General features: G+C 61.5%; 10 protein-coding genes. 8 read left to right on the plus strand and 2 right to left on the minus strand.

Going from position 1 to position 19598, the window contains the following annotated elements:
* Positions 1–126 precede the first annotated feature (126 nt).
* Positions 127–2772, minus strand: a complete 2646-nt coding sequence (aceE, locus tag KUIN1_RS02825; protein ID WP_003422379.1) for a pyruvate dehydrogenase (acetyl-transferring), homodimeric type — start codon at positions 2770–2772, stop codon at positions 127–129.
* A 384-nt stretch (positions 2773–3156) separates the two neighbouring features.
* Between aceE and glnE the strand changes: the two genes are divergently transcribed.
* The 8 genes from glnE to KUIN1_RS02865 all read left to right on the plus strand — a co-directional run bounded on the left by glnE (position 3157) and on the right by KUIN1_RS02865 (position 13227).
* The gene (glnE, locus tag KUIN1_RS02830) at positions 3157–6114 is read left to right on the plus strand and encodes a bifunctional [glutamate--ammonia ligase]-adenylyl-L-tyrosine phosphorylase/[glutamate--ammonia-ligase] adenylyltransferase (protein WP_116886845.1); all 2958 of its coding nucleotides are present in this window, start codon (positions 3157–3159) and stop codon (positions 6112–6114) included.
* A gap of 129 nt (positions 6115–6243) precedes the next feature.
* Complete coding sequence (waaF, locus tag KUIN1_RS02835; protein WP_058398808.1) at positions 6244–7278, plus strand: lipopolysaccharide heptosyltransferase II; 1035 nt, start codon at positions 6244–6246, stop codon at positions 7276–7278.
* Positions 7279–7280: 2 nt separating this feature from the next.
* Positions 7281–8345: a lipopolysaccharide heptosyltransferase I gene (gene waaC, locus KUIN1_RS02840; RefSeq protein ID WP_116886844.1), complete on the plus strand. Its 1065-nt coding sequence runs from the start codon at positions 7281–7283 to the stop codon at positions 8343–8345.
* Positions 8345–9466 carry a glycosyltransferase family 4 protein gene (locus KUIN1_RS02845; RefSeq protein ID WP_104652617.1) on the plus strand — a complete coding sequence of 374 codons (1122 nt, stop codon included), beginning with the start codon at positions 8345–8347 and terminating at the stop codon, positions 9464–9466. Before waaC ends, KUIN1_RS02845 begins: the two co-directional genes overlap by 1 nt.
* On the plus strand, positions 9466–10272 hold the full coding sequence (gene rfaP / locus KUIN1_RS02850; protein WP_152091816.1) for a lipopolysaccharide core heptose(I) kinase RfaP: 807 nt from the start codon (positions 9466–9468) through the stop codon (positions 10270–10272). The genes KUIN1_RS02845 and rfaP overlap by 1 nt, the downstream gene beginning before the upstream one ends.
* Positions 10272–11006: a lipopolysaccharide kinase InaA family protein gene (locus KUIN1_RS02855; RefSeq protein ID WP_011266463.1), complete on the plus strand. Its 735-nt coding sequence runs from the start codon at positions 10272–10274 to the stop codon at positions 11004–11006. Before rfaP ends, KUIN1_RS02855 begins: the two co-directional genes overlap by 1 nt.
* Positions 11003–11782 (plus strand): lipopolysaccharide kinase InaA family protein, encoded by a 780-nt coding sequence (locus KUIN1_RS02860; protein ID WP_011266464.1) that lies wholly within the window; start codon positions 11003–11005, stop codon positions 11780–11782. The genes KUIN1_RS02855 and KUIN1_RS02860 overlap by 4 nt, the downstream gene beginning before the upstream one ends.
* A complete protein-coding gene (locus tag KUIN1_RS02865) occupies positions 11782–13227 on the plus strand; it encodes a lipopolysaccharide kinase InaA family protein (protein ID WP_152091817.1) in 1446 nt (481 codons plus the stop codon). The genes KUIN1_RS02860 and KUIN1_RS02865 overlap by 1 nt, the downstream gene beginning before the upstream one ends.
* A 196-nt stretch (positions 13228–13423) precedes the next feature.
* Here the strand turns inward: KUIN1_RS02865 and KUIN1_RS02875 are convergent, their stop codons facing one another.
* Complete coding sequence (locus tag KUIN1_RS02875) at positions 13424–19552, minus strand: membrane-targeted effector domain-containing toxin (RefSeq protein ID WP_152091819.1); 6129 nt, start codon at positions 19550–19552, stop codon at positions 13424–13426.
* Between the last annotated feature and the right edge of the window lie 46 nt (positions 19553–19598).

The following is a 19598-nucleotide window of genomic DNA, read 5'->3' on the forward strand; positions in this document are numbered from 1 at the left end:
AGAACCTGTTCACTCACGAATACGCTGGTTCAGTTACAACGAAACAGCGTTGGATGCTCATTTACGTCGAGTAAATTCCGCATCCTCGGCTGTTTACGCTCTGATCAGCGCTCTTGAAGCAGACTCTTAGCAGTCCAGTGGATTGCGTTTTTCAGGATCGATACCGAACTTGGCGATGGCTTCCGCCACGACTTTAGGTTCGATATCGCCACGATCAGCCAAGGCTTCCAGGGCTGCCAGGACCACGAAGTGACGATCGACTTCAAAGAAGTGACGCAGCTTCTTGCGGCTGTCGCTACGGCCGAAACCGTCGGTGCCCAGGACTTTGTATTCCTTGGTTGGAACCCACTGACGAATCTGATCAGCGAACAGCTTCATGTAATCCGTCGATGCGATGACCGGACCTTTGCGACCGTTCAGGCATTCCTCGACATAGCTCAGCTGCGGCTTCTGGCCAGGGTGCAGGCGGTTGTTGCGCTCTGCAGCCAGACCGTCGCGACGCAGCTCGTTGAAGCTGGTGACGCTCCACACGTCGGCGCCGATGTTGAACTCGTCACGGAGAATCTTCGCCGCTTCGCGGACTTCACGCAGGATGGTGCCCGAGCCCAGCAACTGGACGTGGTGCGCCGCTTCCTTGGTGTCTTCTTCGAGCAGGTACATGCCCTTGACGATGCCTTCTTCCACACCGGCCGGCATGGCTGGCTGGGCGTAGGACTCGTTCATCACGGTCAGGTAGTAGAAAACGTCCTGCTGCTCTTCGAACATCCGGCGCATGCCGTCCTGGATGATCACTGCCAGTTCATAACCGTAAGTCGGGTCGAAGGTGCGGCAGTTCGGGATGGTCGATGCCAGGATGTGGCTGTGACCGTCTTCGTGCTGCAGGCCTTCACCGTTCAGCGTGGTACGGCCGGCGGTGCCGCCAATCAGGAAGCCACGGGTACGGCTGTCGCCAGCGGCCCAGGCCAGGTCGCCGATACGCTGGAAACCGAACATCGAGTAGAAGATGTAGAACGGAATCATCGGCTGGTTGTGGCTGGAATACGAAGTACCGGCAGCGATGAAGGAGGACATGGCGCCCGCTTCGTTGATGCCTTCTTCGAGGATCTGGCCTTTCTTGTCTTCGCGATAGAACATCACCTGTTCTTTATCGACTGGCTCGTAGAGCTGGCCGACCGACGAGTAGATGCCCAGTTGGCGGAACATGCCTTCCATACCGAAGGTACGCGCTTCGTCCGGGATGATCGGCACGATGCGCTGACCGATTTCCTTGTCCTTGACCAGTTGCGTCAGGATGCGCACGAAGGCCATGGTGGTGGAGATTTCGCGATCGCCCGAGCCATCCAGGATGGCCTTGAGGGTCTCGAGTGGCGGGGTCGGCAGGCTGAAGCTCTGCGCACGACGCTGCGGCACGAAACCACCCAGCGCAGCACGACGCTCGCTCAGGTAACGGGCTTCGGCGCTGCCTTCTTCCGGCTTGTAGAACGGCAGGGCTTCGAGTTCGGAGTCCTTGACCGGGATGTCGAAGCGGTCACGGAAGTGACGCAGGCTGTCGACATCGACCTTTTTGGTGTTGTGCGCAGTGTTTTTCGCTTCACCGGCGCCGGTGCCATAACCCTTGATGGTCTTGGCCAGAACCACGGTCGGTTGACCCTTGTGGTTGACGGCTTCGTGGTAGGCCGCATAGACCTTGTACGGGTCGTGGCCGCCACGGTTGAGTTTCCAGATCTCGTCGTCGGACAGATCGGCAACCATGGCCTTGAGTTCAGGCGAGTTGAAGAAGTGCTCGCGGACGAACGCGCCGTCCTTGGCCTTGTAGTTCTGGTATTCGCCGTCGATGACTTCGTCCATGCGACGTTGCAGGATACCGTCGACGTCCTTGGCCAGCAGTGGGTCCCAGAAACGGCCCCAGATGACTTTGGTGACGTTCCATTGAGCGCCACGGAACACGCCTTCGAGTTCCTGGATGATCTTGGCGTTGCCGCGAACCGGGCCGTCGAGGCGCTGCAGGTTGCAGTTGACGACGAAGATCAGGTTGTCGAGCTTCTCGCGACCGGCCAGGGCGATGGCGCCCAGGGATTCCGGCTCGTCGGTCTCGCCGTCACCCAGGAAGCACCAGACTTTCTGCTTGCCTTCCGGGATGTAACCGCGGTGTTCCAGGTACTTCATGAAGCGCGCCTGGTAGATCGCCTGGATCGGGCCAAGGCCCATCGATACAGTCGGGAACTGCCAGAAATCCTTCATCAGCCACGGGTGTGGGTAAGAAGACAGGCCATTGCCGTCGACTTCCTGACGGAAGTTGGTCATTTGCTCTTCGGTGATGCGGCCTTCCATGAACGCACGGGCGTAAACGCCTGGCGATGCGTGACCCTGGAAGTAGATCAGGTCGCCGCCGTGTTCGTCGGTCGGGGCCTGGAAGAAGTAGTTGAAGCCGATGTCGTACAGCGTGGCGCTGGAGGCGAAGCTGGAGATGTGGCCGCCCAGATCCGGGTCGCCGATGTTGGTTTTGACAACCATGGCCAATGCGTTCCAGCGCACCAGCGAGCGAATGCGGCGTTCCATGAACAGGTCGCCAGGCATGCGTGCTTCGTGGGTGACAGGAATGGTGTTGCGATATGGCGTGGTGATGGCGTACGGCAGCTGCGAACCACTACGGGTGGCCAGCTCGCCCAAACGGGTCATCAGGTAGTGAGCGCGGTCTTCGCCTTCTTTGTCGAGAACCGATTCCAGGGCGTCCAGCCATTCCTGGGTTTCGACGGGATCGAGGTCTTGCATGGCTTGCTCCAGGGCGGAAAGGCTTCCAGAATCGGTTGCCTGAGTTTGCGACTGGCCTTGTGGGCAGACGACATAAATTCTTGGATTTCCGGAGGGTGGGATCCGGCGGCGTGTAGTTTTACTACAAATCGACGACGATTTCAGCCCTCCGAGTATCGGACCCAGTAGTAAAACTACAGAGAAGCGACTCAATCGCTCCTGTTGGCGTGTAGCTTAAAACGTTACTGTTGATCGCTATTGAATATCTTGCAGGGAAAAAGCGGATTTTTATGCTTCTAATTTGATTTTTCCAGCAATTTATAACCTTTGTTCGACAAGCGGTGCTGGCAGACGCGTCTCGCCGTAACGACGGACGGGCGTCTGCACGCCGATCAAGGATAGACCATGAGCCTACCTTTACTGGCCGAATTTCCGGCCATTCTGCTGCCATCGATCAGCCGCGCCCGCCAGATGTTTCAGGCTGCGCTGACTGCCCTCTCCGAGGACGCGCTGGCTTCTTTCCAGGCCTGGCCCGAGGCGCGACAGGCAGCCTTCGACCGGGTCTGCGCCGCCAGTGATTTTGTAACCGAACAAGTCTGCCGTGATCCGCAGATGCTGCTGCAGCTGGCCGATTCGGGCGAGCTGGAGCGTAGCTTCTCTGCCGGCCAATTGCGCGGTCAGCTTGCCGACGCGCTGTCGAGCGTCGCCAGCGAGGATGAACTGGGGCGTAATCTACGTCGACAGCGCGCACGCCAGCAAGTACGGATTATCTGGCGCGACCTGAGCCGTCAGGCAAACCTGATCGAAACCTGCCGTGACCTGTCGGACATGGCCGATGCGTCGATCGATCTGGCTTACCAATGGTTGTACGCCCGGCATTGCCAGCAATTCGGCACCCCGACCGGTCGTCATTCCGGGCAGCCGCAGCACATGGTCATCCTGGGCATGGGCAAGCTTGGCGCGGTGGAACTGAACCTGTCCTCCGACATAGACCTGATCTTCGGCTACCCGGAGGGCGGCGAAACCGTCGGTACCAAGCGTGCGCTGGACAATCAGGAGTTTTTCATTCGTCTGGGCCAGCGGCTGATCAAGGCGCTCGACCCGGTGACCGTCGACGGGTTCGTGTTCCGGGTCGACATGCGTCTGCGCCCCTACGGTTCGTCCGGGGCACTGGTGCTCAGCTTCAATGCGCTGGAGCAGTATTACCAGGACCAGGGTCGCGACTGGGAACGTTACGCGATGATCAAGGCGCGCGTGGTCGGGGGCGATCAGGCGGCCGGTGCCGAATTGCTGGCGATGCTGCGTCCGTTCGTGTATCGCCGCTATCTGGACTTCTCGGCCATCGAAGCGCTGCGCACCATGAAGCAGCTCATTCAGCAGGAAGTGAAGCGCAAGGGCATGGCGGAAAACATCAAGCTGGGTGCCGGCGGCATTCGCGAGGTGGAGTTCATCGCCCAGGCCTTTCAACTGATTCACGGCGGCCGCGACCTGAGTCTGCAGCAGCGACCGCTGTTCAAAGTGCTGAAAACCCTTGAGGGGCAGGGCTATCTGCCCTCGGCGGTGACCGAAGAGTTGCGCGAGGGCTACGAGTTTCTGCGCTACACCGAGCATGCCATTCAGGCGATTGCCGACCGTCAGACGCAGATGCTCCCGGACAACGAACAGGATCAGGCGCGTGTTGCCTTGATCATGGGCTTCGCTGACTGGGCTGCCTTTCATGAACGGCTGATGTACTGGCGTGGCCGTGTGGCCTGGCATTTCCGCCAGGTCATTGCTGACCCCGACGCCGATCCGGATGACGAGCAAGATGAAGATGGCGAAGTGGTGGTTGGAGGCGAATGGCTGCCGTTGTGGGAAGAGTCCCAGGACGAAGAAGCCGCAGGTCGCCAACTGTTGCAGGCCGGCTTCGTCGATGCCGAGAGGGCGCTGAAAAATCTGGCCAACCTGCGCAGCAGCCCCAACCTGCGTTCGATGCAGCGTCTGAGCCGTGAGCGGCTGGACGCGTTCATCCCCCGTCTGCTGGCTCAGGCGGTGGAGCATGAGAAGCCCGACCTGGTCCTGGAACGCGTGCTGCCGCTGGTAGAAGCCGTCGCCCGGCGCTCGGCGTACCTGGTGCTGCTCACGGAAAACCCCGACGCACTGCGGCAACTATTGACCCTGTGCGCCGCCAGCCCGTGGATTGCCGAACAGATCGCGCGTTTCCCGTTGCTGCTCGATGAATTGCTTAACGAGGGACGCCTGTTCAATCCGCCGCTGGCCCCGGAACTCGCCGCCGAGCTGCGCGAACGGCTGATTCGTATCCCCGAGGACGATCTCGAGCAACAGATGGAAGCCCTGCGGCATTTCAAGCTGGCGCACAGCCTGCGGGTCGCGGCATCCGAGATATCCGGCAGCCTGCCATTGATGAAAGTCAGTGATTACCTGACCTGGCTGGCCGAGGCGATTCTCGATCAGGTGCTCGCGCTGGCCTGGCGCTACAGCGTGGCCCGCCACGGTACGCCGTTACGCCCGGATGGCTCGTTGTGCGATCCGGGCTTCGTGATCGTCGGCTACGGCAAGGTCGGCGGCATCGAACTGGGGCACGGCTCCGATCTGGATCTGGTGTTCATTCATGATGGCGATCTGGAAGCCGAGACCGACGGTGCCAAACCGATCGACACCGCGCAGTTCTTCACCCGGCTGGGGCAGCGGGTGATCCATTTGCTGACCACGCAAACCAACTCCGGTCAGCTGTATGAGGTCGACATGCGCCTGCGGCCTTCGGGGGCGTCCGGCCTGCTGGTCAGCTCTCTGGGCGCTTTCGCCCGTTATCAGGCCAATGAAGCCTGGACCTGGGAGCATCAGGCACTGGTCCGGGCGCGGGTGATGACCGGCAGCCGGGATGTTGGCGAGCAATTCGAGAAAGTCCGTGCCGATGTGCTGGGGCGCGAACGCGATCTGGACAAGCTGCGCGCCGAAGTCAGCGAAATGCGCGCCAAGATGCGTGACAACCTCGGGACCCGCGTGACAGCGGCCGGCAGGGCGGCCAATGCCTTCGAGGCGGCGGTGCCATTCGACCTCAAGCAGGACGCCGGAGGTATCGTCGATATCGAATTTATGGTGCAATACGCCGCCTTGGCGTGGTCCAGAGAGCATCCCGCGCTGCTGCAATACACCGACAACATCCGGATTCTCGAAGGGCTGGAAGAGGCCGGGCTGCTGCCGGATACGGATGCCGGCCTGTTGCGCGAAGCCTATAAGGCGTATCGCTCGGCGGCACATCGCCAGGCCTTGCAGAAGCAGGCGGGCGTGGTCAGCGGCGATCAGTTTCATGCCCAGCGGCGTGAGGTGATGCGGATCTGGACGCAGATGGGGTTGAGCTGAGCCTCACGGCAACGCCACATTCCGCTGCAACACTCTATAAAGCTATGACAGGGAGGCGACAGGTTGTGTGGGAACGTCACGCAGTCTGATCGGCCTCCCTGATCGTTTCTGGTCGTTTTTGGATAGAACATGAAAATTCTGATCGTTGGGCCTAGCTGGGTCGGTGACATGGTGATGGCACAAACGCTGTTCCAGTGTCTGAAACAGCGTCATCCCGAGTGCGAAATCGACGTGCTGGCCCCTGAATGGAGCCGTCCGATACTGGAGCGCATGCCGCAGGTTCGCGCTGCGCTGAGTTTTCCGCTGGGGCACGGTGCCTTGGAACTGGCGACCCGTCGCCGGATCGGCAAGTCCCTGGCTGGCCAATACGATCAGGCTATCCTGCTGCCCAATTCGCTGAAATCCGCGCTGGTGCCGTTTTTCGCCGGTATCCCGAAACGTACCGGCTGGCGCGGCGAGTTTCGCTACGGCCTGCTCAACGACGTGCGCATCCTCGACAAGCAGCGCTACCCGCTGATGATCGAACGTTTCATGGCCCTGGCCTTCGACAAGGGCGCCGAGTTGCCGCGTCCTTACCCGCGGCCGAGCCTGCGCATCGACCCGGCCACGCGCGATGCCGCACTGAGCAAATTCGGCCTCACGCTGGATCGCCCAGTACTGGCGCTGTGCCCCGGCGCGGAGTTCGGCGAGTCCAAGCGCTGGCCTGCCGAACATTACGCACAGGTTGCCGACGCGAGCATCCGCGAAGGCTGGCAGGTCTGGCTGTTTGGCTCGAAAAAGGATCATCCGGTCGGTGAGAGCATTCGCCAGGAGCTGATTCCCGGCCTGCGCGAGGAGTCCGTCAACCTAAGTGGCGAGACCTCGCTGGCCGAAGCCATTGACTTGCTGTCGTGCGCCGACGCGGTGGTCTCCAACGATTCCGGCCTGATGCATGTGGCCGCAGCGCTGAACCGGCCGCTGGTGGCTGTCTACGGCTCGACCTCGCCGGGCTTCACGCCGCCGCTGGCCGACGCAGTGGAGGTGGTGCGACTGGGCATCGAGTGCAGCCCGTGCTTTGAGCGCACCTGCCGTTTCGGCCATTACAACTGCATGCGTCTGCTTGAGCCGGACGCGGTGACTCAGGCGCTGAGCCGTCTGAGTAGCACGCCGGTGGAGGTTGCCTGATTTTGCGGGTACTGCTGATCAAGACGTCTTCACTGGGTGATGTGATCCATGCCTTGCCCGCGCTGACCGACGCGGCGCGCGCGCTGCCCGGTATTCGCTTCGACTGGGTGGTCGAGGAAGGCTTCGCGGAAATTCCCGCCTGGCATCCGGCGGTCGACAGGGTCATCCCGGTGGCGATCCGCCGCTGGCGCAAGCACCTCTGGCAGACCTTCAGGTCCGGCGAATGGCGGCGCTTCAAGCAGCAGGTGCGCGAACAGCGTTATGATCTGGTGATTGATGCGCAGGGCCTGTTCAAAAGTGCCTGGCTGACACGCTATGTCGAGGCACCGGTGGCCGGCCTGGACCGCGATTCGGCACGCGAGCCGGTCGCCAGTCGCTTTTACGATCGCGCTTTTCCAGTGGCACGCGGGCAGCATGCGGTCGAGCGGCTGCGTCAGTTGTTCGCTCAGGCACTGGGCTATCCACAGCCGTCCGGCATGGGCGATTACGGTCTCAAGCCGCTGGCGACGCTGGATGACAGTTTGCAGGCCCCGTTCGTGCTGTTCCTGCATGGTACGACCTGGGACACCAAGCACTGGCCCGAGCTGTACTGGCGGCAACTGGCCGAATTGATGGCAGCGCGTGGTCTGCAGGTGCAGTTGCCGTGGGGCAATCCGGCAGAGAAGGCCCGCGCCGAGCGCATTGCCGAGGGGCTGAGCGGCGCGCACGTGCTGCCCAAGCTCAATCTGGCAGGGGTTGCGCGGGTGCTGGCCAGCGCGCAGGCGTGCGTCGCGGTAGACACCGGCATCGGGCACCTGGCCGCGGCACTGGATGTGCCGACCATTTCCCTGTTCGGCCCGACCAATCCGGGCCTGACCGGAGCCTACGGCAAGTCGCAGGTGCATCTGGCCAGCGACTACCCGGGCTGCACGCCATGCCTGCAAAAGAAATGCACGTACCAACCGAGCGCCGACGATCAGCGCCGGTTCGACCTTAAGCGCGAGTGGCCGATGTGCTTCACTCGCTTGAATCCCGAGCGAGTAGCGAGCCAATTGGGCACGCTGTTGCTGGCAAAGGAACCTGGCTGATGCAACTGGCTTTTGTACTCTACAAATACTTCCCGTTCGGTGGCCTGCAACGCGACTTCATGCGCATCGCGCTGGAGTGTCAGCAGCGCGGTCATCAGATCCGCGTTTACACCCTGATCTGGGAAGGCGATGTGCCGCCCGGTTTCGAGGTGCTGGTGGCGCCGGTCAAGGCGTTCTTCAATCATCGGCGCAACGAAAAGCTCAGCGCCTGGATGGAGGCGGACCTGGCCAAGCGCCCGGTAGACCGCCTGATCGGTTTCAACAAGATGCCCGGTCTGGATGTGTATTACGCCGCCGACGGCTGCTTCGAGGACAAGGCGCAGAACCTGCGCAGCCCGCTCTATCGCAAGTGGGGCCGTTACCGCCACTTTGCCGACTACGAGCGCGCAGTGTTTGCCAGGGACTCGAAAACCCAGGTGTTGATGATCTCCGAAGTGCAGCAGCCGCTGTTCATCAAGCATTACGACACCCCGCCGTCGCGCTTCCATTTGCTGCCGCCGGGGATTTCCCAGGATCGCCGCGCGCCGCCGGATGCCCCTGAGATCCGCGCGGGCTTTCGCAAGGAATTCGGCCTTGCCGACGATGACCTGTTATTGGTGCAGATCGGCTCCGGTTTCAAGACCAAGGGCGTGGATCGCAGCCTCAAGGCGCTCGCGGCTCTGCCCGCCGAACTGAAGAAGCGCACGCGGCTTTTTGTAATCGGTCAGGACGACCCCAAAGTATTCCAACTGCAGAGCGCGGCGCTCGGCCTGGGTGATCAGGTGACCTTTATGAAAGGGCGCAGCGATATTCCGCGTTTTCTGCTGGGCTCCGACCTGCTGATTCATCCGGCCTACAACGAAAACACCGGGACCGTGCTGCTCGAAGCGCTGGTTGCCGGTTTGCCGGTCCTGGTCAGCGCGGTCTGTGGTTACGCTCACTATATTGCCGAGGCCGATTGCGGGCGGGTGCTGGATGAGCCGTTCGATCAGGCGCAGCTCAATCGCTACCTGTCGGAGATGCTTCTGGACAACGCCGCACGCAGCGCGTGGTCGCGCAACGGCCTGACCTTTGCCGACACGGCAGACCTTTACAGCATGCCGCAACACGCTGCGGATGTGATTCTGGCGGAGCACTATTGATGAAGCTGTTCCTTGCTGAGCCGTTCAAGAGCCTGTGGGCGGAGCGCGATGCGTTCGTCGAGGTCGAAGGCCTGAGCGGTGAGGTCTACCGCGAACTGGAAGGGCGCCGCACGCTGCGCACCGAGGTCGACGGGCGCGGTTACTTCGTCAAGATTCACCGCGGCATTGGCTGGGGCGAGATCGCCAAGAACCTGGCAACCGCCAAGCTGCCGGTTCTGGGCGCGGGCAAGGAATGGGACGCCATCGAGCGTCTGCATGAAGTCGGCGTCTCGACCATGACCGCCGTGGCCTATGGTGAGCGTGGCAGCAACCCTGCCGCGCAGCACTCGTTCATCGTCACTGAAGAACTGGCACCGACCATCAGCCTTGAAGACATCAGCCTCAACTGGCGCAGCGAGCCGCCCGAGCCGCGTCTGAAAAGAGCCTTCATTGCCGAAGTCGCCCGCATGGTCGGCATGATGCACCGCGCAGGCGTCAATCATCGCGACTGCTACATCTGCCATTTTCTGCTGCACACCGACAAGCCAGTGACCGCTGACGATTTCAAACTGTCGGTCATCGACCTGCACCGTGCCCAGACCCGCCGTGCGATCACGCCGCGCTGGCGCAACAAGGACCTGGCCGCGCTGTATTTCTCCGCGCTGGACATCGGCCTGACCCGCCGCGACAAACTGCGTTTTCTCAAGGGTTATTTCCAGAAGCCGTTGCGCGAAATCCTGCTCAAGGAAGCGACGTTGCTGACCTGGCTGGATAAAAAAGCCGACAAGTTGTATCAGCGCAAAGTGCGCTACGGAGACGCTCTCTGATGGCGGGCTGGAAGCTCGAGCCCGAGTACGCGTTCCTGGAACAGGAATTCGGTAGCCTGGATGCCGTATTTGCCCTGCAGGGACAGCAGTTGACCCGCGACCCGCTGTCCGACGTCATTCGCGTCGAGCGCGCCGGGGTTTACTACTACGTCAAACGCTACGTGGGCGCGGGCAAGGGCCTGCGTCGCTATATGGGCAAGCCGAGGGTCAAGTCCGAATGGCAGAACCTCAAGCGCTTTGCCAAATGGGGCATTCCCACCGCAGAAGTCGTGGCCTGGGGGCTGGAGCGCAACGGCGCGGCGTATGATCGCGGCGCACTGATCACGCGAGGCTTGCCGAACACTGAAGACTTGTCGGCACTGGCGCAACGCAAGGATCCGCGACTGGCCGACCGCCACTGGGTCGATGCAGTCAGTCGCCAATTGGCTGCCTTTACCCGGATCATGCACGACAACCATTTCACGCATAACGATTTGAAATGGCGCAACCTGTTGGTCGATAACGAGGGCAAGCTGTTTTTCATCGATTGCCCCAATGGTGCATTCTGGTGGAGCTTCATGCTGCGCTATCGGATCACCAAGGATCTGGCCTGCCTGGACAAGGTCGCCAAGTATCATTTGTCAGCCACCCAGCGCCTGCGCTTCTACCTGCAATACCGCCAGCGAACGCGTTTGAACGCCTCCGACAAGAAACGTATTCGACATATCGTCAGCTTTTTCGAGGGCCGTGAATGAGCGTTTTTATTGCCAGTGCCGACCAGCCTTTACTGGCGCGTCACAACCTGGCTGATTTTGAATCGCTTTGGAACATCAGGCTTGATGCGGTCGACGAACCCAATACCGGGCGCGGCGGCTGGAGCAGTGTGTTCCGCCTCGACCTGGACGGGCAGGGTTTTTACCTCAAGCGTCAGAGCAATTACCTGACGCACACGTTGCATCACCCGTTTGGCGAACCGTCGTTTTCGCGCGAGTTTCGTAACATCAGTCGCTATCGCAAGCTGGGGATTCCGGCGTTGCAGGCGGTGTTCTATGGCGAGCGCAAGGTCGACGGCGAACGCCGGGCGATCCTGATGACGCGTGCGCTGGACGGCTGGACCGATCTTGACGAGCTGTTGCAGCAGTGGAACCAGATGGAGGCCCCTCAGCGTCAGGCAATACTGCACGCCTGCGGCCAGCTGGCGCGCACGCTGCACCGCGCCGGACAGGTACATGGCTGCTTCTACCCCAAACATATTTTTCTTCAGGCAGCCGGTACCGGGTATCAGGCGCAACTGATCGACCTGGAAAAGACCCGCCCGGTGATTTTTGGCAAGCGTGACCTTGCCCGCGACCTCGAACCGCTGCTGCGCCGCGCGCCGATGTGGAATGAGGCCGATCGGCGCGAGCTGCTGGCGGCTTATCTGCACGCCACGCCAAACAGCCTGCTGGTCGACGCCTGGAGTGCGCGCCTTGGCAAACGCGGCGCTCACAAACGAGACCTTCAACACAGCGATGATAAAGAGACCCGTTGATGCGCCTGTCTGAACTCAAGACCGCCGGCCGTACCCTCGAGTTGCCGATGAGCCTGACGCTGGCCGATGCTGCCGGATCGGCTGAACTGCAATTGCTGACCCTGCTGCGTGTATTGCCGGGGCAGCGCTATGTCGGGGCCGGTGTCTGGCGAGGCCGAACGGTGCTGGCAAAACTGCTGGTGGGCGACAAGGCGGCCCGACACTTTCAGCGTGAGCTGGTTGGGGTCAGGCTGCTTGCCGAACAGGGCCTGACCACACCGCTGCTGCTGGCCGACGGTTTACAGGACGGCGAGGGTGGCTGGCTGTTGTTCGAGTTTCTCGAACAGGCGCCAAGCCTGGGCGATGCCTGGAACGCCGTTCAGCACCTGCCACCGCTGGCAGACGAGCAGCAAGCGGTGCTTGGCGAGGCGCTATCGGCCATTGCCCGGCAGCACGCAAAAGGCCTGTGGCAGGAAGACCTGCACCTGGACAACCTGCTGCGCCACAACGGGCAGCTGTACCTGATCGATGGCGCCGGGATTCGTGCTGAACAGGCCGGTACGCCGTTGTCCCGGCAAAAGGTGCTGGAAAACCTCGGCGTGTTCTTTGCCCAGTTGCCCAGGTCTTTCGAACCGTTTACTGAAGAGCTGCTGGTGCATTACCTGTTGAGCAATGCCGAACATGGTTTGCCGATGGAAGCGCTGCAAAAGCAGATTGACAAGGTTCGCAGCTGGCGGCTCAAGGACTTCATGAGCAAGACCGTGCGCGACTGCAGTCTGTTCAGCGTCGAGGACAGCGCTTCGGTGTTCCGCGCCATTCGTCGCGAGGAAGAATCCGCAATGCTGCCGGTGCTGAGTCAGGCGGATGCCTTGCTCGACCAGGGGCATCTGTACAAGACCGGGGGCGCTGCGAGTGTCGGGCGGGTTGAGGTCAGTGGTCGTCCGCTGGTCATCAAGCGCTACAACATCAAGAATTTCAGCCACTGGCTCAAGCGCTTCTGGCGCCCCAGCCGAGCCTGGCATTCGTGGCGCGAAGGCAATCGGCTGAAGTTCCTCGGTATCGCCACACCCAAACCGCTGGCCGTGCAGGAAAAGCGCTTTCTCGGCTTGCGCAGCAAGGCCTGGCTGGTGACCGAATTCATCGATGGGCCGGACATCATCGAACGCTTCGCCCCCTATGTTGAAAGCGGTGATGCGCCAGAGGTCGAACTGCAGGCGCTGGATCGGCTTTTTGTGCAGCTTATCCAGGCGCGCATCAGCCATGGCGATTTCAAGGGGCATAACCTGTTCTGGCACGTCGATCGCTGGGCGATGATCGACCTGGACGCCATGCAGCAGCACAGTTCGCAATCGTCATTCGCGGCGGCCTACGCCCGTGACCGGGCCCGCTTCATGCGTAACTGGCCCGCGCACAGCGCGCTGCACCAGTTGCTGGAACAGCGCTTGCCGAAGCTTGTGACAGACTGAGCCCGGCTGACCCTCGTGCCAGCGCGGAGCGCTCATCCGTAGTGGCTGATTCTCGTGGATTATCGTGCCAATGCTCCGCGTTGGCATGCCGTTCCGGACGCTCCGCGTCCTCTGGGTGACGCAGAGCGTCACGAAAGGCATTCCCACGCGGAGCATGGGAACGATCATCGGTAGTGGCTGACTCTCGCGCCAATGCTCAGGTGATGCGTTTGAGGTTCATCGCTTCGAGTGCTGCCACCAGTGCATCGATGTCGTCGAAGGGTTTGAGGTGGATGCGCGGCCAGCGCAGACGCTCGATGTACAGCTTGCCCTCTTCATTGCGCAGCACCGGTGTGTGGTGAACCCAGGTGTCGCGTGCGCGATGAATGATGGTTGGCAGGTTGCCTTCACCCTCCTGCACCAGAAACATTCCCGGCCTGGAAAGGCGGTTTTCGATGCTCGGCAGCCTGACCGGCTGTGGACGCAGCACCTCCATCTCCACCCGATAATCAGCTTTGATGTAGACCTTGTCATCCGCTATGCCGCCCGAGACGAGCTCCCCCGGATCCAGCGTTATTCCCCTCGAATGCCCCGGTGCCACATCGACGACCCGCAGGCCGATCCCGCCTTCCAGTTCGGCCATGCCCGGCACGACGCCCTGGTAGGTGTTGGAATGGCTGTTGCCGACCAGCGCGATCCACTTGTGCGAGCCCATCACCTCCTGATGCCTGCGGATCGTGCGTGAGGCAAAGTAATTCATCATTTGCTGGCGGATCAGGGACTCATCCTCGGCGATGCCTTTGAGGTGGTAACTGCCTGCGCAATCGATGGCACGAATCTCCAGGCCCTGCTGCCGCGCCTTGATGATCAGCCGCTCGAAGGTGTAGACCCCGTCCGGGTCGGTGTGATGCCCGCGGTCCAGGGTTTTCAGGTCATGCAGCAGGGTTTTGCTCATCTGCCCGGTTTCGAGGAAACGATCCAGGTCCGCCTGATGCAGATCGCTCAGCAGGTGCTCCATGTACAGCGTTTTGACGTTCTGCTGCGACAGCAACGGCAGGTTGTCGATGATCAGCTTTTTGCTGGCGACCGAAGAGTGTGACTCGCCAATGACGAGGCCTTCGGTATGGCGATACAGGGTTTCAAGCAGCCCGGCAGTGCTTGTCTGGGGTTCAATGGCTGGCAATGTCGGGCGAGGCGGCAGTTGCGCGGCACTGATGCTGGCGGCGTCCTTTTGCAGATTCTTGCGCCGCAGGTCGAACGTATTGCGCACAGTGTCGAGTTCGATGTCTTCAAAAAAATACTCCATATCGAGCCCCTTCTTTTCGAAGTTCGCCAGGCGATGCAGCGTGGTTCTGGTATCCGGCGGCATTTCGTAGGTAGCATCGGTCAGCGATTGCTGGATGGCCGTCATCGACCTGTCAACGCTCCAGTCATCGGCTTCCACGCGCAGCCAGGTATGGTTTTCGTCAAGGACGAACCCGTACTCGCCCGCCCAGCGCTCACCCTCGGCAATCGCGGTCGGGTCGCCCAGCTCGCGGATCAACGTGTTATCCAGAGCAGTGGCAGGGGGCAGCGGCCTGGCGGGCAGCGTCGGGTCGGCAAACGCTATGCTGAAGTCGCAGTGAGACGGCGTGTTTTCATGTGCCTCACCAGCGCCTTGCCTGATGCGGGTCGGACGTCCGGCGGGGATGTCCTGGACCTGCACACTGACGGCGCCCTGCATTTCAGCGATGCCGGGCACTTGATCGTGCGTCGTGGCCAGCTTCTGGTCGAGCAGCGCTACCCAACGCCTGGCAGAGGCCGGCTCGATGTCGTGGTTGATGAGCCTGTGCCCGAAGAAGTTGCTCATTTTCATGGCGGCTGCCGGGTCATCGGCAGCGCTCAGCACTGTATGGCCGAGAAACGGATAGCTGATCGACGAACTGAACGGGCGCACCTCGATCCCGTAACGGTGGGCTGCCTTGATCAGGTGGTAGTAATCGAATTCGCTGCTGGCGTTGTTCAGGGCGCCGCGATTGGTCTCTTGCAGGTAATACTTGAGTTCATGAGAGCCGGAGCGACTCTTTTTGCCCAGTTGGCGATACCTGGCCAGCTTGCGCAGGTGTTTGTCGGTCAGCAGGTGCTCGATGTACAGCACCTCGACACGCTGCTCTGCGAGCAAGGGCATGTTGAGCAGCAGCAGACGCTTGCTGGCCACCGATTTCGGGGCTTCGCTGAACACCAGTCCGTTACTGTGACTGAAGATGTGCTTGATGAGCGTGTCGACGCTGCCGGGCAGGCCATAGGCGGGCAGGGTCGGCCTGGGTGGAGGCGTGAATCGGGCAAAAAAGGCCTGGGCGTCCTGATAGAGTTGTTCCCGACGCGCCGTGAAGGTCTGGCGCACCTCGGTGAAATACGTTTCGAAATAGACGTCCAGGCCTGCGCCGGTCGGGTCGAAGACTTCCTTGTTGATGACGATGTCCAGGTGCGCGCGCATGCCGCTCGGCATCTCATAGTCGCTCAAGGTATTCAGCGAGCTTGAGCTTGCGCTGGCTTGCTCAGGTAGCGGTCGATAAGTGCCCGGAGTGTCCAGCCCGCCGCCGCGCAGGCGCTGCCGTTCGACAAGCAGCCACTGGCCCTGATCATTCAGGCGAACCGGCTGTTTGCCGAAGAAGGCGAACGGATTGGCCGGGTCGATGATCTGCCAGTACTGCCAGTAGGCGTCGTACTGAACCTCAAAGGCCTGGTCTGAGAGCTGGATATAGTATTTTCCATTGATCGCATGCACGCCTTTTGCGTGACCCTCGGCGATACGTGGCACGTTCTCCAGAGAGATGTCGACGGCCAGATCGATGCGCAAACCTGATGGCGCGCGCTGTGCAGTCGGGGGCAACGGGAGCAGCGGCTGCCAGGCGCCTCCGATCTCGCGCGCAGCGAACTGGCCGGTTGCCAGCGGCGGTGCCGAGGCGACATGGGACGCCTGGAAAATCGCAGCATGCCCATGAACGTTGGGCTTGCCGAGCAGAAATACTTGCTCTTGCAGCTCTACCGGGTACAGATCCTCGTAACGCGGCAGGGAAGGCTGGCGCTGGAACGAGCGCAGTACCGGGGTCGAATGCTGACTGTTCTCAAGCTGGTGCAACGCGCCGCCAAGTCCTTTCAGACCCACCAGCAAATCGCTGCCTGCACCGAGGCCGTTGAGCAGGGCCGACAGCATGTAGTTCGTGGCGCGCTCCCGGTCGCCTGCGCTCAGCGCTGCCAGTGCCTGCCCGCTGTCATGCAATGAAATCAGGCTGCCCACCGCAAAGCTTGCCGGCGGGAAGGGCAGGGTCAGGGCCGTGGCAACGATTTCGACACTGACCCGGATCAGCTTCGTCAGCATGTCGTTACGGCCGGTGGTGGTTTCTTCCACGTCACGCAGCCTGCGCTCCAGCGGCCGGTTGAAACAGGTATCGGCAACGTCTGCAATGAATGCCCTGGGGATGACCGGAGGCTTGTTGGCGTTGCCCTTCTGCATGTCCCGCAGGAAGAACGACAGGGTCCGGCGTGCCTTGATGCGGCAGCGATCCTTGTAGTAATCGATCATCCCGTCACTATCCAGCGAGCTCACGAAGTCGCTGAACAGACGGAATTCGATACCGTCAGGTGCCTGCGGCGTATAGAGCAGCGCGGCGTGACGGATCTGTGTCGGCAGGATGACCAGGCAGCCCTGAACGGTTTCGATGTGGGTCAGCAGCGGGCTGGGGATAACCAGTTGATCGACATCGGTCAGTCCCGAGGCGATCAGGGGTTTATCCACATGTATTTGCAGGGGGTAAAGGGGATATCGCTCGCGTGACGCTGGGTCGCTCAGGTGCGCGTTATCCAGCGATTGCGTGAGCCAGGCATACTGCGCGGCCTCGACATGACCTTTCAGCAGGCTGCGCAGTGCAGCCGCCTTCATCTGCAGTTGGGTGATCATCACGCTGTATTGGCGACGGTAGGCGTAGCCATCGTTTTCGCTGTTCAGCAGGGTGTTTCTGATCAGCGCAATGTACTCGTCCGCCAGCCACTGGCCGCGTACCGAACCTGCGACAGCAGCGGGTGACAGCGCGCTCAGGTCGATCCCCGGCGGGCCGCTGAACGTGGCGTCGGTGGCTGCCGAAGTGCTCAAGGGGTCGATGCTGTCGTTGTAGCCTTTGAGCAGCATGTCGGTGTAGGTCTGCGTTTCGCGCTCGCTGGTGATCACGATCTGATCGGGGTCTACCGTGCCTGCGGGGACGCCCAGCAGTTTGCCGAGCTGCTGGCTGGCACGCTGGTGTACGTAGTCCTTGAACGACTGAACCCCGGTGTGCGCCTGGGCCTGATAGTTGTCGAGGGCGCCATTGATGGCGCGTTCAAGGGCCAGTAATTCCCGACGCTGGGCGCGGCTGGCGCGCAGGTACCAGTCCGGGGTATGGCGGGCCTGTTCGGAGAGCAATACGCGGGTCTGCTCGTCGGTAAAACGGCGCAGTGCCGTCTCGCAGTCGGGGTGATCGATGAATTGCAGGAAGTCCTTTGCGGGCTGGGGTTTCTCGCGCAGCGCCGTCAGTTGCGCGTCCAGTTCCGGGCGGGCAGCGACCTCTACCTGATCAAGCAGCCAGGCCGTCATTGCGGGCGATGCGGTCCAGCCGACCACCTCATGCAGCAGTTGGGTGTCGGTGTCGAAGGCCTTGAAATACTGCTGCCCGGGCGCCTCGCTGGCGAACATGATCAGCCGTTGCGTCCGGCCTTGAGCATCCTGCTTGCGACACACCAGCAGTCTGGCCATCACGTTGCGGTCGTTCAGCCTGATCTGCTGCACGCGCAGCGCGGGATCAGGCGTACCCGTCGCCGCGCTGGTCAGCGCTGCGACAATGGCAAAGTCATCGGGCCGGATATGCCCCTGCATCTTCGCCGCCCAGCCGAGCGTGGTCAGTCGGACACGCGCCAGTGCCCGCAGCATCTGTTGGTTGTGTTCCTGTTGATAGGCCTGGCGTTGAAAATCGCCAAACACCGCGCGCAGGTCGAGTTCGTCAATCACTCTGGCAAGGTAGGCCGGGTTCAAGTCCGAATAGGCGGCGTCCAGCGGCTGGCCATCGAGGGTGATGAGCGTCTGGTCGAGGAAGTCCGAGCCCGCTGTCTCGTCATCCGGATGCAGGCCATAGAGCGCCAGTTCGGTCAGCGGCAGCTTCACGCGGTAGGTCTCACTCGTCGCTGGCAGCGTGCGGCGGGTGTCGATGGTCAAGTCCCGCGGGTCCAGATCATGGCCCAGGTCATTGGCCAGGCGGGTGCGCAACTGCATTTCGGCAAACCGCTCCGGCGACGCCGCGCTGCCCAATACACTCAGCATCGCAGTATGCGCCGCGTCGTAGCGTTGCAGGTGCAGGGCATAGGTCTGCAGGTCAGCCGCGCTGGCGATCTTCATCCACTCCGGCAGGTTACGCTGGTACTGACGTCGTCTGTTGGTCAGTTCACGCAGCTCGAGCATGGCAGCCGGGCCGAACAGGCCAGGCATGTCGATGGCCTGCTGGATCAGCGATTGACGCTTGAGCCGATCCGCCGTGCCGGGCTGTTCGCAGGCGTAACGGATGTCGTTGCGCTGCTTGTTCAGCAACCGGTCGAAGGCGTGAATGAACGGTGCCGTGGTAACAACGGGCTGCAATTGCACGTCGGCAGCCGTGAAGGGTTCCAGGTACAGGTCGGCGTCCTGGAGTATCTCGGTCAAACGCTCCTGATGCTGTCGTTGCGCGTTGCTGAGCAGCGCATCGCGCAGCGTTGGCGTGTTGAGCCACTGCACAAGGGTTGCGACCAGCATGGCCTGCGTGGCAAAACCGCTGATCCCGAGCCCTGGCAGCATCAATAACGTGCGCCCCTGATCCTGGGAAATCACCAGCACGCCGGCCATTTCAATCTGTTCGTCATCATGCAACTGCACCCGCACCGTCGAATAGGCGAGCGCCGGGCCTTCCTGATCGGGCGAGTCGGGCAGGCAGGCCAGGTAGCCACTGTCGAAATCGCGCTCGTGAATCCTGACGCGAGCTTCGTCATGCAGGGACCTTTGCAAGGCGGGCAAGAGGCGATCACGGCGGCTTTCACCGGTTTCGCCCGGGTCCGTCCAGTAGTCGTCGATCTGTTGCAACAGGCCGAAGATCTGCAACTCGCGTTCGGACACGTCAGCGCCGTCGAGGGCGCTCAGCAGGGCTTCGCCAGCCCGGGGCAGCGCGTCCAGCTCCCTGGCCAGCAGGGTGCGCAGTTCGTCGAGCCTTTTCAGCGCTGCGGACGCGCCAGCCCAGGTATCGCTGGGCGTCATCGGTACAGGACTCGGCGTTGAAAGGTTGAAATCCAAAGAGGGTGGTGTTTGCGTCATGACAGGCTTTCCATTGCGCTAGGCGCTGAGGTGTGATCGGCGGCCT

Origin of the sequence: Pseudomonas sp. KUIN-1, from assembly GCF_009176725.1 — a bacterium.
GTDB classification, from domain to species: domain Bacteria; phylum Pseudomonadota; class Gammaproteobacteria; order Pseudomonadales; family Pseudomonadaceae; genus Aquipseudomonas; species Aquipseudomonas fragariae.

What these genes read in the sequence shown, in the direction of transcription:
- KUIN1_RS02860 (WP_011266464.1), top strand. Translation starts at nt 11,003, where the DNA reads ATGAGCGTTTTTATTGCCAGTGCCGACCAGCCTTTACTGGCGCGTCAC.
- KUIN1_RS02855 (WP_011266463.1), top strand. Translation starts at nt 10,272, where the DNA reads ATGGCGGGCTGGAAGCTCGAGCCCGAGTACGCGTTCCTGGAACAGGAA.
- aceE (WP_003422379.1), bottom strand. Translation starts at nt 2,772, where the DNA reads ATGCAAGACCTCGATCCCGTCGAAACCCAGGAATGGCTGGACGCCCTG.
- KUIN1_RS02865 (WP_152091817.1), top strand. Translation starts at nt 11,782, where the DNA reads ATGCGCCTGTCTGAACTCAAGACCGCCGGCCGTACCCTCGAGTTGCCG.
- KUIN1_RS02875 (WP_152091819.1), bottom strand. Translation starts at nt 19,552, where the DNA reads ATGACGCAAACACCACCCTCTTTGGATTTCAACCTTTCAACGCCGAGT.
- KUIN1_RS02845 (WP_104652617.1), top strand. Translation starts at nt 8,345, where the DNA reads ATGCAACTGGCTTTTGTACTCTACAAATACTTCCCGTTCGGTGGCCTG.
- rfaP (WP_152091816.1), top strand. Translation starts at nt 9,466, where the DNA reads ATGAAGCTGTTCCTTGCTGAGCCGTTCAAGAGCCTGTGGGCGGAGCGC.
- waaF (WP_058398808.1), top strand. Translation starts at nt 6,244, where the DNA reads ATGAAAATTCTGATCGTTGGGCCTAGCTGGGTCGGTGACATGGTGATG.
- glnE (WP_116886845.1), top strand. Translation starts at nt 3,157, where the DNA reads ATGAGCCTACCTTTACTGGCCGAATTTCCGGCCATTCTGCTGCCATCG.